At 67.8% G+C, this 13,460-nt stretch carries 24 protein-coding genes; all 24 read left to right on the forward strand.

Translation table 11 applies throughout. From position 1 onward, the window contains the following. The first annotated feature begins 443 nt into the window (after positions 1 to 443). Positions 444 to 752, forward strand: coding sequence for a 30S ribosomal protein S10 (rpsJ, locus tag ACRX5S_RS14220; RefSeq protein ID WP_066889903.1), 309 nt, complete (start codon positions 444 to 446; stop codon positions 750 to 752). A 13-nt stretch (positions 753 to 765) separates the two neighbouring features. After that, positions 766 to 1,410, forward strand: a complete 645-nt coding sequence (gene rplC / locus ACRX5S_RS14225; protein WP_358360825.1) for a 50S ribosomal protein L3 — start codon at positions 766 to 768, stop codon at positions 1,408 to 1,410. 5 nt (positions 1,411 to 1,415) lie between these two features. Next, positions 1,416 to 2,099 (forward strand): 50S ribosomal protein L4, encoded by a 684-nt coding sequence (gene rplD / locus ACRX5S_RS14230; protein ID WP_436773275.1) that lies wholly within the window; start codon positions 1,416 to 1,418, stop codon positions 2,097 to 2,099. Beyond that, positions 2,096 to 2,422, forward strand: a complete 327-nt coding sequence (rplW, locus tag ACRX5S_RS14235) for a 50S ribosomal protein L23 (protein WP_358360821.1) — start codon at positions 2,096 to 2,098, stop codon at positions 2,420 to 2,422. The genes rplD and rplW overlap by 4 nt, the downstream gene beginning before the upstream one ends. Positions 2,423 to 2,456: 34 nt before the next feature. After that, positions 2,457 to 3,293 (forward strand): 50S ribosomal protein L2, encoded by an 837-nt coding sequence (gene rplB, locus ACRX5S_RS14240; RefSeq protein WP_235054809.1) that lies wholly within the window; start codon positions 2,457 to 2,459, stop codon positions 3,291 to 3,293. A gap of 11 nt (positions 3,294 to 3,304) precedes the next feature. After that, complete coding sequence (gene rpsS / locus ACRX5S_RS14245; RefSeq protein WP_231778762.1) at positions 3,305 to 3,586, forward strand: 30S ribosomal protein S19; 282 nt, start codon at positions 3,305 to 3,307, stop codon at positions 3,584 to 3,586. A 45-nt stretch (positions 3,587 to 3,631) separates the two neighbouring features. Beyond that, on the forward strand, positions 3,632 to 3,976 hold the full coding sequence (gene rplV, locus ACRX5S_RS14250; RefSeq protein WP_231778761.1) for a 50S ribosomal protein L22: 345 nt from the start codon (positions 3,632 to 3,634) through the stop codon (positions 3,974 to 3,976). Next, a complete protein-coding gene (gene rpsC, locus ACRX5S_RS14255) occupies positions 3,976 to 4,836 on the forward strand; it encodes a 30S ribosomal protein S3 (RefSeq protein WP_436773276.1) in 861 nt (286 codons plus the stop codon). Before rplV ends, rpsC begins: the two co-directional genes overlap by 1 nt. A gap of 5 nt (positions 4,837 to 4,841) precedes the next feature. Beyond that, positions 4,842 to 5,261, forward strand: coding sequence for a 50S ribosomal protein L16 (rplP, locus tag ACRX5S_RS14260; protein ID WP_235054805.1), 420 nt, complete (start codon positions 4,842 to 4,844; stop codon positions 5,259 to 5,261). Next, complete coding sequence (gene rpmC, locus ACRX5S_RS14265) at positions 5,261 to 5,497, forward strand: 50S ribosomal protein L29 (RefSeq protein ID WP_281469068.1); 237 nt, start codon at positions 5,261 to 5,263, stop codon at positions 5,495 to 5,497. The genes rplP and rpmC overlap by 1 nt, the downstream gene beginning before the upstream one ends. Continuing rightward, positions 5,494 to 5,775 carry a 30S ribosomal protein S17 gene (gene rpsQ, locus ACRX5S_RS14270; RefSeq protein WP_269453204.1) on the forward strand — a complete coding sequence of 94 codons (282 nt, stop codon included), beginning with the start codon at positions 5,494 to 5,496 and terminating at the stop codon, positions 5,773 to 5,775. Before rpmC ends, rpsQ begins: the two co-directional genes overlap by 4 nt. Positions 5,776 to 5,837: 62 nt before the next feature. Beyond that, positions 5,838 to 6,206 (forward strand): 50S ribosomal protein L14, encoded by a 369-nt coding sequence (rplN, locus tag ACRX5S_RS14275; protein ID WP_235054803.1) that lies wholly within the window; start codon positions 5,838 to 5,840, stop codon positions 6,204 to 6,206. 15 nt (positions 6,207 to 6,221) lie between these two features. Beyond that, positions 6,222 to 6,545, forward strand: coding sequence for a 50S ribosomal protein L24 (gene rplX / locus ACRX5S_RS14280; protein ID WP_436773634.1), 324 nt, complete (start codon positions 6,222 to 6,224; stop codon positions 6,543 to 6,545). Further along, the gene (gene rplE / locus ACRX5S_RS14285) at positions 6,545 to 7,114 is read left to right on the forward strand and encodes a 50S ribosomal protein L5 (RefSeq protein WP_436773277.1); all 570 of its coding nucleotides are present in this window, start codon (positions 6,545 to 6,547) and stop codon (positions 7,112 to 7,114) included. The genes rplX and rplE overlap by 1 nt, the downstream gene beginning before the upstream one ends. A gap of 43 nt (positions 7,115 to 7,157) precedes the next feature. Beyond that, positions 7,158 to 7,343 (forward strand): type Z 30S ribosomal protein S14, encoded by a 186-nt coding sequence (locus ACRX5S_RS14290; RefSeq protein WP_179814568.1) that lies wholly within the window; start codon positions 7,158 to 7,160, stop codon positions 7,341 to 7,343. Positions 7,344 to 7,510: 167 nt separating this feature from the next. Then, the gene (rpsH, locus tag ACRX5S_RS14295; protein ID WP_358360809.1) at positions 7,511 to 7,909 is read left to right on the forward strand and encodes a 30S ribosomal protein S8; all 399 of its coding nucleotides are present in this window, start codon (positions 7,511 to 7,513) and stop codon (positions 7,907 to 7,909) included. Between the two features lie 19 nt (positions 7,910 to 7,928). Next, entirely contained in the window at positions 7,929 to 8,465 is a 537-nt protein-coding gene (rplF, locus tag ACRX5S_RS14300) for a 50S ribosomal protein L6 (protein ID WP_436773278.1), read from the forward strand. 2 nt (positions 8,466 to 8,467) lie between these two features. After that, positions 8,468 to 8,851 (forward strand): 50S ribosomal protein L18, encoded by a 384-nt coding sequence (rplR, locus tag ACRX5S_RS14305; protein WP_436773279.1) that lies wholly within the window; start codon positions 8,468 to 8,470, stop codon positions 8,849 to 8,851. A 46-nt stretch (positions 8,852 to 8,897) separates the two neighbouring features. After that, positions 8,898 to 9,503, forward strand: coding sequence for a 30S ribosomal protein S5 (gene rpsE, locus ACRX5S_RS14310; protein WP_231778751.1), 606 nt, complete (start codon positions 8,898 to 8,900; stop codon positions 9,501 to 9,503). Further along, entirely contained in the window at positions 9,503 to 9,685 is a 183-nt protein-coding gene (gene rpmD, locus ACRX5S_RS14315) for a 50S ribosomal protein L30 (protein WP_358360802.1), read from the forward strand. Before rpsE ends, rpmD begins: the two co-directional genes overlap by 1 nt. 1 nt (position 9,686) lies before the next feature. Beyond that, positions 9,687 to 10,139, forward strand: a complete 453-nt coding sequence (rplO, locus tag ACRX5S_RS14320; protein WP_436773280.1) for a 50S ribosomal protein L15 — start codon at positions 9,687 to 9,689, stop codon at positions 10,137 to 10,139. A gap of 273 nt (positions 10,140 to 10,412) precedes the next feature. Then, complete coding sequence (secY, locus tag ACRX5S_RS14325; RefSeq protein ID WP_358360797.1) at positions 10,413 to 11,735, forward strand: preprotein translocase subunit SecY; 1,323 nt, start codon at positions 10,413 to 10,415, stop codon at positions 11,733 to 11,735. Continuing rightward, entirely contained in the window at positions 11,736 to 12,398 is a 663-nt protein-coding gene (locus tag ACRX5S_RS14330) for an adenylate kinase (RefSeq protein ID WP_436773281.1), read from the forward strand. It begins immediately after the preceding gene. A gap of 204 nt (positions 12,399 to 12,602) precedes the next feature. Next, positions 12,603 to 13,394, forward strand: coding sequence for a type I methionyl aminopeptidase (map, locus tag ACRX5S_RS14335; protein WP_436773282.1), 792 nt, complete (start codon positions 12,603 to 12,605; stop codon positions 13,392 to 13,394). Positions 13,395 to 13,460: the final 66 nt, after the last annotated feature.

A 13,460-nucleotide genomic window follows, 5' to 3' on the forward strand; every position in this document is an offset into this window, starting at 1 on the left:
GCCCGCCGATCCCCCCGGATCGGCGGGCGGGGCCTTGTTCCCCGGAAGATCGCACCCCCGTAAGGCGGGGAATAAACCTCGATTGGCCAAGCCGGTACCCCGTACTGCATACTGGTCAAGTTGCCCGTTCGGCCAAGGGATTTTTGTGCGCCTATCACGGCGCCGGATCCGCAAGGCTCGGGTGACATGAGGATTTGCCTCCCCGCCGCCCACCGCAGTTTGTGTGTGTGGACGTCTGGTGGCCGCATCGATGTCCGGCTGCTTGCCGCAGCAGCAAGGACAGTGCGACCCGCTACTCGGCTCCCGAGCCCCGCAAGGGCTTGTCAAGGGTGCCGTCTGAGTAGCAAGGCGACACGCCCGACCGCGGGGGTCGGACGCAAGACTTCCTCCCGCGTCAGCGGGGGTGATCCGCAGCGGTACGAGAGAAGGAATTCGAAGCAGCCATGGCGGGACAGAAGATCCGCATCCGGCTCAAGGCCTACGACCACGAGGTCATCGACTCCTCGGCGCGCAAGATCGTCGAGACGGTGACCCGTACGGGTGCGCAGGTCGCGGGCCCGGTGCCGCTGCCGACCGAGAAGAACGTGTACTGCGTCATCCGCTCGCCGCACAAGTACAAGGACTCGCGCGAGCACTTCGAGATGCGCACTCACAAGCGGCTCATCGACATCCTCGACCCGACCCCGAAGACGGTTGACTCGCTTATGCGTCTCGACCTGCCGGCCGGCGTCGACATCGAGATCAAGCTCTGAGGACGCACCGACGATGACGAAGCAGATGAAGGGCATTCTGGGCACCAAGCTCGGCATGACCCAGGTCTGGGACGAGAACAACCGCGTCGTTCCGGTGACCGTCGTCCAGGCCGGGCCGTGCGTCGTGACCCAGGTCCGCAGCGCCGAGACCGACGGCTACAGCGCCGTCCAGATCGCCTTCGGCCAGATCGACCCGCGCAAGGTCAACAAGCCCCTGGCCGGGCACTTCGAGAAGGCCGGCGTCACGCCGCGCCGCCACCTGGTCGAGCTCCGCACCTCGGACGCCGCCGAGTACACCCTCGGCGACACCATCACCGCGGACGTCTTCGAGGCCGGCCAGAAGGTCGACGTCGCGGGCACCAGCAAGGGCAAGGGCACCGCCGGTGTCATGAAGCGCCACGGCTTCAAGGGCCTCGGCGCCTCGCACGGCACGCAGCGCAAGCACCGCTCGCCCGGCTCCATCGGTGGCTGCGCCACCCCGGGCCGCGTGTTCAAGGGCGTGCGCATGGCGGGCCGCATGGGCAACGTGCGCGTCTCCACCCAGAACCTGACCGTCCACGCCGTCGACGCCGAGAAGGGTCTCATCCTCGTGAAGGGTGCGATCCCGGGTCCGAACGGCGGCCTCGTCCTGGTCCGCACCGCGGCCAAGGGGGCGTGAACCACATGACCAGCATCGACGTTCTCTCGCCGGCCGGCGAGAAGACCGGGACCGTCGAACTCCCCGCGGAGATCTTCGGCGTCCAGGTCAGCATCCCGACGATCCACCAGGTCGTCGTGGCCCAGCTGGCCGCGGCCCGCCAGGGCACGCACAAGACCAAGACCCGTGGCGAGGTGCGCGGCGGTGGCCGCAAGCCGTACCGCCAGAAGGGCACCGGCCGCGCGCGCCAGGGCTCGACCCGTGCGCCGCAGTTCGCCGGCGGTGGCGTGGTCCACGGACCCCAGCCGCGCGACTACTCGCAGCGGACCCCCAAGAAGATGAAGGCCGCCGCGCTGCGCGGTGCCCTCACCGACCGGGCCGTCCACTCGCGCATCCACTGCGTGAGCGCGCTGGTCGACGGCGACGCGCCGTCGACGAAGGCCGCCCGCACCCTGATCGGCAAGATCTCCGAGCGCAAGCACGTGCTCCTGGTCGCCGAGAAGGACGACACCGCCGCCTGGCTGAGCGCCCGCAACCTCCCGCAGGTGCACGTGCTCGACCCCGGGCAGCTGAACACCTACGACGTGCTCGTCTCCGACGACGTGGTCTTCACCAAGGCCGCTCTGGAGCGGTTCATCGCCGGCTCGCCGCAGGGCAAGTCCGCGACCGCCGTTGCCACTTCGAGCGAGCTCGAAGGGAGCGACGCGTGAGCGAGAGCACGCAGGTCACCAGCAAGACCTTCACCGACCCGCGCGATGTGCTGCTGAAGCCGGTGATCTCGGAGAAGTCCTACGGGCTGCTCGACGAGAACAAGTACACGTTCATCGTGGCGCCGGACGCGAACAAGACCCAGATCAAGCAGGCTGTCGCCGCGATCTTCGGGGTCAAGGTCGCGAACGTGAACACGATCAACCGGCAGGGAAAGCGCAAGCGTTCCAAGACCGGTTTCGGCAAGCGCAAGGACACGAAGCGAGCGATCGTCACCCTGGCTGAGGGCGAGCGGATCGACATCTTCGGTGGACCCGTCGGCTGACGGCCGCTGATACGGACGAGGACTAAGAGAAGCCATGGGCATCCGCAAGTACAAGCCGACGACTCCGGGCCGTCGTGGCGCCAGCGTCGCCGACTTCGTCGAGATCACGCGGTCCACGCCGGAGAAGTCGCTGGTCCGCCCGCTGCACAGCAAGGGTGGTCGTAACAACCACGGCCGCGTGACGACCCGCCACCAGGGTGGCGGTCACAAGCGCGCTTACCGTGTCATCGACTTCCGTCGCAACGACAAGGACGGCGTGCCGGCCAAGGTCGCGCACATCGAGTACGACCCCAACCGCACCGCGCGCATCGCGCTCCTGCACTACGCAGACGGCGAGAAGCGCTACATCCTGTGCCCGAACAAGCTGCGTCAGGGCGACCGGATCGAGAACGGTCCGACCGCCGACATCAAGCCGGGCAACAACCTCGCGCTCCGCAACATCCCGGTCGGTACGGTCGTGCACGCGATCGAGCTGCGTCCGGGCGGCGGCGCCAAGCTGGCCCGTTCGGCCGGTGCGAGCGTCCAGCTCCTGGCGAAGGAGGGCGCGTTCGCGACCCTCCGCATGCCGTCGGGTGAGATTCGGATGGTCGACGTCCGCTGCCGCGCCACCATCGGCGAGGTCGGCAACGCCGAGCAGTCGAACATCAACTGGGGCAAGGCCGGCCGCATGCGCTGGAAGGGCAAGCGCCCGACCGTCCGCGGTGTGGCGATGAACCCGATCGACCACCCGCACGGTGGTGGTGAGGGCAAGACCTCCGGCGGCCGCCACCCGGTGTCGCCGTGGGGCCAGAAGGAAGGTCGCACCCGCCGGCCGAAGAAGGCCAGCGACAAGCTGATCATCCGCCGCCGCAAGACGAACAAGAAGCGCTAGGAGCAGTCTCGATGCCGCGCAGTCTGAAGAAGGGACCCTTCGTCGACGACCACCTGATCAAGAAGGTGGACGTGCAGAACGAGAAGGGCACCAAGAACGTCATCAAGACCTGGTCCCGCCGCTCGATGATCGTCCCGGCGATGCTGGGCCACACCATCGCGGTGCACGACGGCCGCAAGCACGTCCCGGTGTTCGTCACCGAGGCGATGGTCGGCCACAAGCTCGGCGAGTTCGCCCCGACCCGGACCTTCCGTGGCCACGAGAAGGACGACCGCAAGTCGCGTCGTCGCTGACCGGCGAGCTAAGGAAACCGAACTGAGATGAACACGGAGACTCCAATGGAAGCCAGGGCCCAGGCGCGGTACATCCGCGTCACGCCCATGAAGGCTCGCCGGGTTGTCGACCTGATCCGCGGCGTCGACGCCGCCGAGGCGCAGGCGATCCTGCGCTTCGCGCAGCAGGCCGCGAGCGAGCCGGTCGGCAAGGTGCTCGACAGCGCCATCGCCAACGCCGGGCACAACCACAACCTCGACACGAACAACCTGTACGTGTCCGAGGCGTACGTGGACGAGGGGCCGACCCTGAAGCGGTTCCGTCCGCGTGCCCAGGGCCGGGCGTACCGCATCCGCAAGCGCACCAGCCACATCACCGTGGTTGTCGCCGAGAAGGAGAGGACCCGCTAGTGGGCCAGAAGGTTAACCCGCACGGGTTCCGCCTCGGTATCACCACGGACTTCAAGTCGCGCTGGTACGCCGACAAGCTCTACAAGGACTACGTCAAGGAAGACGTCGCCATCCGCCGGATGATGACGCAGGGCATGGAGCGGGCCGGCATCTCCAAGGTGGAGATCGAGCGCACCCGCGACCGCGTCCGCGTCGACATCCACACCGCCCGGCCGGGCATCGTCATCGGCCGCCGCGGCGCGGAGGCCGACCGTATCCGCGGTGACCTGGAGAAGCTGACCGGCAAGCAGGTCCAGCTCAACATCCTTGAGGTCAAGAACCCGGAGATCGACGCCCAGCTCGTCGCGCAGGGCGTGGCCGAGCAGCTCTCGTCGCGCGTCTCGTTCCGCCGTGCCATGCGCAAGGCGATGCAGACCGCGATGAAGGCCGGCGCCAAGGGCATCAAGATCCAGTGCGGCGGCCGCCTCGGCGGCGCCGAGATGTCCCGCTCGGAGTTCTACCGCGAGGGACGCGTCCCGCTGCACACGCTGCGCGCGAACGTCGAGTACGGCTTCTTCGAGGCCCGCACGACCTTCGGCCGCATCGGCGTCAAGGTGTGGATCTACAAGGGCGACGTGAAGAACATCGCCGAGGTCCGCGCCGACAACGCCGCCGCGCGTGCGGGCAACCGCCCGTCGCGTGGCCCGGGCGGCAGCGACCGTCCGCGCGGCGGTGGCCGCGGTGGCGAGCGTCGTGGCGGTGGCCGCGGCGGACGTCCGCAGAACGAGGCGCCGGCACCTGAGTCGAACGACTCCGCCGCGCCGGCCGCCGAGGCTGTGGCAGCGTCCACCCCGGCGCCCGAATCCGGAACGGAGGCCTGACCCCGATGCTGATCCCCCGCAGGGTCAAGCACCGCAAGCAGCACCACCCCAAGCGCGGTGGCCGCGCCAAGGGCGGTACGGAACTCGCGTTCGGCGAGTACGGCATCCAGGCCCTGGGCCAGGCGTACGTGACCAACCGGCAGATCGAGTCCGCCCGTATCGCCATCACCCGGCACATCCGCCGTGGCGGCAAGGTGTGGATCAACATCTACCCGGACCGTCCGCTGACCAAGAAGCCGGCCGAGACCCGCATGGGTTCCGGCAAGGGCTCGCCCGAGTGGTGGGTCGCGAACGTCAAGCCCGGTCGGGTGATGTTCGAGCTGTCGTACCCGAACGAGAAGGTGGCTCGCGAGGCGCTTCTGCGCGCCACGCACAAGCTGCCGATGAAGTGCCGGATTGTCCGGCGCGAGGCAGGTGAGGCGTGATGGCGGCCGGGACCAAGGCGTCCGAGCTGCGCGACCTGGCCGACGAGGAACTCGTCGCCAAGCTGCGTGAGGCCAAGGAGGAGCTGTTCAACCTCCGTTTCCAGGCGGCGACCGGGCAGCTCGAGAACCACGGGCGGCTCAAGGCGGTCCGCAAGGACATCGCCCGCATCTACACGCTGATGCGCGAGCGCGAGCTCGGGATCGTCAGCGTGGAGGAGACCGGAGGCGCGGCGTGAGCGAGAAGACTGAGATGACTGAGACGACCCGGGGATTCCGCAAGACCCGTGAGGGCCTCGTCGTCAGCGACAAGATGGACAAGACCGTCGTCGTCGCCGTCGAGGACCGCGTGAAGCACCCGCTCTACGGCAAGGTCATCCGCCGCACGAGCAAGCTGAAGGCTCACGACGAGCAGAACGCCTGCGGCGTCGGCGACCGTGTCCTCCTCATGGAGACCCGGCCGCTGTCCGCCAGCAAGCGGTGGCGCATCGTCGAGATCCTCGAAAAGGCCAAGTAGCGAGCGCTGGGCAGGCCCACTGAGGTGGGCCTGCGCCGCGACGTGATGATCAGGAGTTAGACGTGATCCAGCAGGAGTCGCGACTGCGAGTCGCCGACAACACGGGTGCCAAGGAGATCCTTTGCATCCGTGTGCTCGGCGGGTCCGGCCGGCGCTACGCGGGCATCGGGGACGTCATTGTGGCCACCGTCAAGGACGCGATCCCTGGTGGCAACGTGAAGAAGGGCGACGTGGTCAAGGCTGTCGTCGTGCGGACTGTCAAGGAGCGCCGTCGTGTCGACGGCTCCTACATCCGCTTCGACGAGAACGCCGCCGTCATCCTCAAGAACGACGGTGAGCCCCGTGGCACCCGCATTTTCGGCCCGGTCGGCCGTGAGCTGCGCGAGAAGAAGTTCATGAAGATCATCTCGCTCGCGCCGGAGGTGCTGTAAGCCATGGCGAAGAGCATGAAGATCAAGAAGGGTGACCTGGTTCAGGTCATCACCGGCAAGGACCGCGGCAAGCAGGGCAAGGTCATCGCGGCCTACCCGACGCAGGAGCGCGTCCTCGTCGAGGGTGTCAACCGGATCAAGAAGCACACCAAGGTCGGCCAGTCCGCCAAGGGTGCCAAGACCGGCGGCATCATCACGCAGGAGGCGCCGGTCCACATCAGCAACGTGATGCTGGTCGTGGAGCAGGACGGCAAGAAGGTCCCCACGCGCGTCGGCTACCGCTTCGACGACGAGGGCAACAAGATCCGGATCGCCAAGCGGACCGGTGAGGACATCTGATGACTGTCACCACTGAGGCAAAGGCGCTTCCGCGTCTGAAGCAGCGCTACCGCGCCGAGATCCAGGGCAAGCTGCGTGAGGAGTTCTCGTACGAGAACGTCATGCAGATCCCGGGTGTCGTCAAGGTCGTCGTGAACATGGGTGTGGGCGACGCCGCCCGCGACTCCAAGCTCATCGACGGTGCGATCAAGGACCTGATGGCCATCACCGGCCAGAAGCCGCAGGTCACCAAGGCCCGCAAGTCCATCGCTCAGTTCAAGCTGCGCGAGGGTCAGCCGATCGGCGCGCACGTCACGCTGCGCGGCGACCGCATGTGGGAGTTCCTGGACCGCCTGGTCTCGATCGCGCTGCCGCGTATCCGCGACTTCCGCGGTCTGTCGCCGAAGCAGTTCGACGGCAAGGGCAACTACACCTTCGGTCTGACCGAGCAGTCGATGTTCCACGAGATCGACCAGGACAAGATCGACCGTGTTCGCGGCATGGACATCACCGTGGTGACGTCCGCCCAGAACAACGACGAGGGCCGGGCTCTGCTGCGCCACCTCGGCTTCCCGTTCAAGGAAGCGTGAGCAGCCGCGCGAGCGGCTGAGGATCGCGATAAGGAGAGCTGAAGTGGCGAAGAAGGCCCTGATTGCCAAGGCCGCTCGCAAGCCGAAGTTCGCGGTGCGCGGTTACACGCGCTGCCAGCGGTGCGGTCGCCCGCACTCGGTGTACCGCAAGTTCGGTCTCTGCCGTGTGTGCCTGCGCGTTATGGCGCACGCCGGCGAGCTGCCCGGCGTCACGAAGAGCAGCTGGTAGGCGAACCCCGCCTGCCGGCACCCATCCCGCGTTCGCGCGGGGTGTCCGTATCAAACGCTGTAGGTCCCGCCCGCAGTCGTCCGTGAGCCGCCCCTCCCGCGTGGAGGGGCGCCCACCGGACCGATCGCATCCCGGGAAACCGCGGCGAGAAAGGCCCTGAGGCCGTCATGACCATGACCGACCCCATCGCAGACATGCTCACGCGTCTGCGGAATGCCAACTCGGCATACCACGACGACGTCGTGATGCCGTTCAGCAAGATCAAGTCGCACATCGCGGAGATCCTCCAGCAGGAGGGCTACATCCAGGGCTGGCGGGTCGAGGACGCCGAGGTCGGCAAGAGCCTCGTCATCGACCTGAAGTACGGCCCGAACCGCGAGCGCTCGGTCGCCGGCATCCGCCGCGTGTCCAAGCCCGGTCTGCGGGTGTACGCGAAGTCCACGAACCTGCCGAAGGTGCTGGGAGGGCTCGGCGTCGCGATCATCTCGACGTCGCAGGGACTCCTGACCGACCGTCAGGCCGCCAAGAAGGGCGTGGGCGGGGAAGTCCTCGCCTTCGTCTGGTAACGGGAAAGGAGGATAGGCAATGTCGCGAATCGGACGGCTGCCCATCCCGGTTCCCACCGGCGTGGACGTCACCATCAATGGCCGCGAGGTCGTCGTGAAGGGCCCGAAGGGCACCCTGTCGCACAACCTCGCCGCTCCGATCGAGATCGCGCTCGAGGACGGCACCCTCGCGGTGACCCGCCCGAACGACGAGCGTCTCTCGAAGGCCCTGCACGGGCTGTCCCGGACGCTGGTGGCGAACATGATCACCGGTGTGACCCAGGGATACAGCAAGAAGCTCGAAATCAGCGGTGTCGGCTACCGTGTCGCGGCGAAGGGCTCCTCGCTGGAGTTCGCGCTCGGCTACAGCCACCCCATCGTCGTCGAGGCCCCCGAGGGCATCACCTTCGTCGTCGAGAGCCCGACCAAGTTCGAGGTCCAGGGCATCGACAAGCAGAAGGTCGGCGAGGTCGCCGCGAACATTCGCAAGCTTCGCAAGCCCGACCCGTACAAGGCCAAGGGTGTGAAGTACGCGGGTGAGGTCATCCGCCGCAAGGTCGGAAAGGCTGGTAAGTAGGCATGGCCGTCGGTGTGAAGGCCGGCAAGGGCGTGGCGAAGAAGTCCACGTCCCGCAAGCGTCGGCACATCCGGGTCCGGAAGCGTGTTTCCGGTACCCCCCAGCGGCCTCGTCTGGTCGTGACCCGCTCCACGCGTCACATCGTGGCGCAGGTCATCGACGATCTGGCCGGTGTCACCCTCGCGTCCGCCTCGACGATGGACGACTCCATCCGGGGCAACGAGGGCGACAAGACCGAGAAGGCGCGCAAGGTCGGCGAGCTCGTCGCTGAGCGGGCCAAGGCTGCGGGCATCGAGACCGTGGTGTTCGACCGTGGTGGCAACAAGTACCACGGCCGCATCGCCGCGCTTGCCGATGCCGCGCGCGAGGGCGGGCTGGCGTTCTGAGCCCGCTGGTCCGGACAAGCTTCGTACGACAGATGAGGAATTTCTGATGGCTGGACCCCAGCGCCGCGGTGGCGGCGCCGGCGGCGGCGAGCGTCGGGACCGGCGGGATCGGCGCGACGGCGGCGCCGCCGCCGAGAAGACCGCCTACGTCGAGCGCGTCGTCGCGATCAACCGTGTGGCCAAGGTAGTCAAGGGCGGCCGCCGCTTCAGCTTCACCGCGCTGGTCGTGGTGGGCGACGGCGACGGCACCGTCGGTGTCGGCTACGGCAAGGCCAAGGAGGTGCCGGCCGCCATCGCCAAGGGTGTGGAGGAGGCCAAGAAGCACTTCTTCAAGGTCCCCCGTATCCAGGGCACCATCCCGCACCCGATCCAGGGCGAGGCGGCGGCCGGTGTCGTGCTGCTGAAGCCGGCGTCCCCCGGTACCGGTGTCATCGCCGGCGGCCCGGTGCGTGCCGTGCTGGAGTGCGCGGGCATCCACGACGTGCTGAGCAAGTCGCTCGGCTCGGACAACGCGATCAACATCGTGCACGCGACGGTGGCGGCCCTCAAGGGTCTCCAGCGTCCCGAGGAGATCGCGGCTCGCCGCGGGCTCCCGCTGGAGGACGTGGCCCCGGCCGCGCTGCTGCGGGCCCGCGCGGGAGTGGGTGCGTGATGGCACGTCTCAAGGTCACGCAGACCCGGTCCAAGATCGGCTGCAAGCAGAACCAGCGCGACACCCTCCGGTCCCTCGGCCTCAAGCGCGTCCACGACGTGGTCGTCAAGGAGGACCGTCCGGAGATCCGCGGCATGATTTTCACGGTGTCGCATCTCGTCACCGTCGAGGAGGTGGACTGAAATGGGTGCTGAGAACCCGCTGAAGGTGCACCACCTGCGGCCCGCCCCGGGCGCCAAGACCGCCAAGACCCGTGTGGGTCGCGGCGAGGCGTCCAAGGGCAAGACCGCCGGTCGCGGCACCAAGGGCACCAAGGCCCGCTACCAGGTGCCGGCCCGCTTCGAGGGCGGGCAGATGCCGCTGCACATGCGGCTTCCGAAGCTCAAGGGCTTCAAGAACCCGTTCCGGACCGAGTACCAGGTCGTGAACCTGGACAAGCTCGGTGCCCTGTACCCCGAGGGCGGCGACGTGACCGTCGACGACCTCGTGGCCAAGGGCGCGGTTCGCAAGAACCAGCCGGTCAAGGTGCTCGGCCAGGGTGAGATCTCGGTCGCCGTCCGGGTGAAGGTGCACGCCTTCTCCGGCTCCGCGAAGGAGAAGATCGCGGCGGCCGGCGGCTCGGCCGACGAGGTCTGAGAGCCGACGGCTTCTTAGCAGGGGCGCCACGCCGCTATGGTGGTGGCGCCCCTGCGTCGTATGCGGCCAGGCCGTGCGAGCACCGTAGGGATGCCGGTGCGGGACGACGAGATGTCGAGTCCGCGTCCACACCGCGAATCTCCCGGTCCGTGCGAACTTTCCGCCTTCCGACGCTGTTATTGTCCGTGAGGTTCCAATACAGGGACCTGCCCGTACTCCACGGGACCGATCGATCAAACGACTCGCCCCGACGGGTGAGGCGCAGGAGGCAGTGTGCTCACCGCGTTCGCCCGGGCGTTCCGCACGCCCGACCTGCGCAAGAAGCTGCTCTTCACGCTGGGGATCATCGTCCTGTTCCGGATCGGGTCCCACATCCCGGTCCCAGGCGTGTCCTTCCAGATGGTCCGCAAGTGTGTCGACGAAGCGGACCAGGGCGGCCTCTTCGGCCTGGTGAACATGTTCAGCGGCGGCGCGCTGCTGCAACTCACGATCTTCGCGCTCGGGATCATGCCGTACATCACGGCGAGCATCATCCTCCAGCTGCTGACGGTCGTGATTCCGCGCCTGGAAGCCCTCAAGAAGGAGGGCCAGTCCGGTACCGCGAAGATCACCCAGTACACCCGCTACCTGACGATCGCGCTGGCGATCCTCCAGTCGACCGCGCTGGTCGCGACCGCGCGCAGCGGCTCGCTGTTCAGCGGCGCGGGCGGCGGCGAGTGCCAGCCGGACCAGATCGTGCCGGACCAGAGCCTGTTCCGGATCCTGGTGATGGTCGCGGTGATGACCGCGGGCACCTCGGTGATCATGTGGCTGGGCGAGCTGGTGACCGACCGCGGCATCGGCAACGGCATGTCGATCCTGATGTTTGTCTCGGTGGCGGCCGGCTTCCCGGCGGCGCTGTGGAACATCAAGCAGACCGGCACGCTGGGCGGCGGCTGGGTGGCCTTCTTCACGGTCATCGCGGTGGGCCTGCTGATGGTCGGCCTGGTGGTGTTCGTCGAGCAGGCGCAGCGCCGGATCCCGGTGCAGTACGCCAAGCGGATGATCGGGCGCCGCGCGTACGGCGGGACCTCGACGTACATCCCGCTCAAGGTGAACCAGGCGGGCATCATCCCCGTGATCTTCGCCTCGTCGCTGCTCTACATTCCGGCTCTCATCGCGCAGTTCAGCGGCAGCGATTCAGGCTGGGCGCTGTGGATCCAGAAGAACTTCGTGCAGGGTGACCACCCGCTTTACATGGCGACGTACTTCCTGTTGATCGTGTTCTTCGCCTTCTTCTATGTGGCGATCACGTTCAACCCCGAAGAAGTTGCCGACAACATGAAGAAGTATGGTGGTTTCATCCCGGGCATCCGCGCCGGCAGACCGACTGCGGAGTACCTGAACTACATCCTCACCCGGATCACCTGGCCCGGATCGCTCTACCTGGGCATGATCGCGCTCGTACCCATGATCGCGCTCGTGCTGTTCAACGCCACCAACAACTTCCCGTTCGGCGGCACGAGCATCCTGATCATCGTGGGAGTGGGTCTGGAAACCGTGAAGCAGATCGAGAGCCAGCTCCAGCAGCGCAACTACGAAGGCTTCCTCCGCTAAATGCGTATCGTTCTCGTGGGCCCTCCCGGCGCGGGTAAGGGAACCCAGGCCCAGTACATCGCCGAAGACCTGTCGATCCCCGCGATCTCGACGGGCGACCTCTTCCGCAGCAACGTGGCCCAGAGGACCCCTCTGGGCATCGAAGCCAAGAAGTACATGGACGCGGGCAACCTCGTCCCCGACGAAGTCACCATCGGCATGGTCCGGGACCGCCTCGCGCAGCCCGACGCCGCCGACGGCTTCCTGCTAGACGGCTTTCCCCGCAACACGGCGCAGGCCAAGGTGCTCGACGAGATATTGGCCGAGCACGGGACGAAGCTCGACGCGGTCCTGGAACTCGACGTGCCGTCGAAGGAGATCATCCAGCGGCTGTCCGGGCGCCGGCAGTGCCGTGCCAACGGGCACGTCTGCCACGTCTTCTTCGACCGGCCCAAGGTCGAGGGAATCTGCGACGAGTGCGGCAGTGAGCTGTACCAGCGCGAGGACGACCGCGAGGAGACGGTGAAGCACCGCCTCGACGTCTTCAAGGAGCAGACCGAGCCGTTGATCGGCTACTACTCCGAACAGGGCATTCTCGTGGTCATCGACGCGCTGGGCCGCGTGGCGGACGTCACGGAGCGCGCCAAGAACGCGCTCAAGGCCTTCAAGCAGGACGACGACTAGCAGGATCAGAGCAGCACAGGCGGCATGGGCGGTCCGGGTGTTCACCGGGTCGCCCATGTTCGCGTTCGCCGACGGGTGCGTGCCGGGTACGGGCGGGGTACGCGCCGCGCACGGGTCGCGCGGCGACCAGGGAACACCAGATGTCCGGGACGACCCGCCCGGGCCGACGACGACGCCGAGACGGCGCGGAAGGACGACAAGCCGGTGATCAAGAGGCGGCGCAGCAAGATCGACCGCAAGACCCCCGAGCAGATCGAGAAGATGCGGCGGGCGGGTGCGGTCGTCGCGACGACTCTCGCCAAGCTCCGGGAGGCCGCGGTCCCCGGGACCAGCACCCGCGAGCTGGACGCGCTCGCGGAGCGCAGCATCCGCGAGGCCGGGGCCGTCCCGTCCTTCAAGGGCTACCACGGTTTCCCCGCGTCGATCTGCGCCTCGGTCAACGACGTCGTGGTGCACGGCATCCCGGACGACACGCCGCTGCGCGAGGGCGACCTCATCTCGATCGACTGCGGCGCGATCCTGAACGGCTGGCACGGCGACTCGGCGATCACCGTCGCGGTCGGCGCGGTGCCCGACGAGCTCGCCGAGTTGAGCCGGGTCTGCGAGGAGTCGATGTGGGCGGGTATCGCCGCGGCCAAGCCCGGCGCCCGCCTCACCGACATCAGCCACGCGGTCGAGCAGGCCATCCGGGCCCACGCCCCGGCCTCGGGCGGGCAGTACGGCATCGTCGAGGACTACGGCGGCCACGGCATCGGCACCGAGATGCACCAGGAGCCGCACATCCTCAACTACGGCCGCCCGGGCCAGGGCCCCGAACTGCTGCCCGGCGTCTGCCTGGCGATCGAGCCCATGGTGACGCTCGGGAAGCCGGGCACGTACACGATGCCGGACGAGTGGACCGTGAAGACGACGGCGGGCGGTTTCGCGGCGCACTGGGAGCACTCCATCGCGGTCACCGAAGACGGCCCGGTCGTCCTGACCGCCCTGCCGGCCTAGGAAGACACGACCTGGCCGTGGGCCCGGGGGGGGGGGGGGGGGGGGGGGGGGGGGGGGGGGGGGGGG

Source organism: Yinghuangia sp. YIM S09857, assembly GCF_051388915.1.
Classification (GTDB): Bacteria; Actinomycetota; Actinomycetes; order Streptomycetales; family Streptomycetaceae; genus Yinghuangia.

Excerpts from the sequence above, each read along its gene's own strand:
- rpsJ (WP_066889903.1), top strand. The coding sequence starts at position 444 with ATGGCGGGACAGAAGATCCGCATCCGGCTCAAGGCCTACGACCACGAG.
- rplC (WP_358360825.1), top strand. The coding sequence starts at position 766 with ATGACGAAGCAGATGAAGGGCATTCTGGGCACCAAGCTCGGCATGACC.
- rplD (WP_436773275.1), top strand. The coding sequence starts at position 1,416 with ATGACCAGCATCGACGTTCTCTCGCCGGCCGGCGAGAAGACCGGGACC.
- rplB (WP_235054809.1), top strand. The coding sequence starts at position 2,457 with ATGGGCATCCGCAAGTACAAGCCGACGACTCCGGGCCGTCGTGGCGCC.
- rpsS (WP_231778762.1), top strand. The coding sequence starts at position 3,305 with ATGCCGCGCAGTCTGAAGAAGGGACCCTTCGTCGACGACCACCTGATC.
- rplV (WP_231778761.1), top strand. The coding sequence starts at position 3,632 with ATGGAAGCCAGGGCCCAGGCGCGGTACATCCGCGTCACGCCCATGAAG.
- rplP (WP_235054805.1), top strand. The coding sequence starts at position 4,842 with ATGCTGATCCCCCGCAGGGTCAAGCACCGCAAGCAGCACCACCCCAAG.
- rpmC (WP_281469068.1), top strand. The coding sequence starts at position 5,261 with ATGGCGGCCGGGACCAAGGCGTCCGAGCTGCGCGACCTGGCCGACGAG.
- rplX (WP_436773634.1), top strand. The coding sequence starts at position 6,222 with ATGAAGATCAAGAAGGGTGACCTGGTTCAGGTCATCACCGGCAAGGAC.
- rplE (WP_436773277.1), top strand. The coding sequence starts at position 6,545 with ATGACTGTCACCACTGAGGCAAAGGCGCTTCCGCGTCTGAAGCAGCGC.
- rpsH (WP_358360809.1), top strand. The coding sequence starts at position 7,511 with ATGACCATGACCGACCCCATCGCAGACATGCTCACGCGTCTGCGGAAT.
- rplF (WP_436773278.1), top strand. The coding sequence starts at position 7,929 with ATGTCGCGAATCGGACGGCTGCCCATCCCGGTTCCCACCGGCGTGGAC.
- rplR (WP_436773279.1), top strand. The coding sequence starts at position 8,468 with ATGGCCGTCGGTGTGAAGGCCGGCAAGGGCGTGGCGAAGAAGTCCACG.
- rpsE (WP_231778751.1), top strand. The coding sequence starts at position 8,898 with ATGGCTGGACCCCAGCGCCGCGGTGGCGGCGCCGGCGGCGGCGAGCGT.
- rpmD (WP_358360802.1), top strand. The coding sequence starts at position 9,503 with ATGGCACGTCTCAAGGTCACGCAGACCCGGTCCAAGATCGGCTGCAAG.
- rplO (WP_436773280.1), top strand. The coding sequence starts at position 9,687 with ATGGGTGCTGAGAACCCGCTGAAGGTGCACCACCTGCGGCCCGCCCCG.
- ACRX5S_RS14330 (WP_436773281.1), top strand. The coding sequence starts at position 11,736 with ATGCGTATCGTTCTCGTGGGCCCTCCCGGCGCGGGTAAGGGAACCCAG.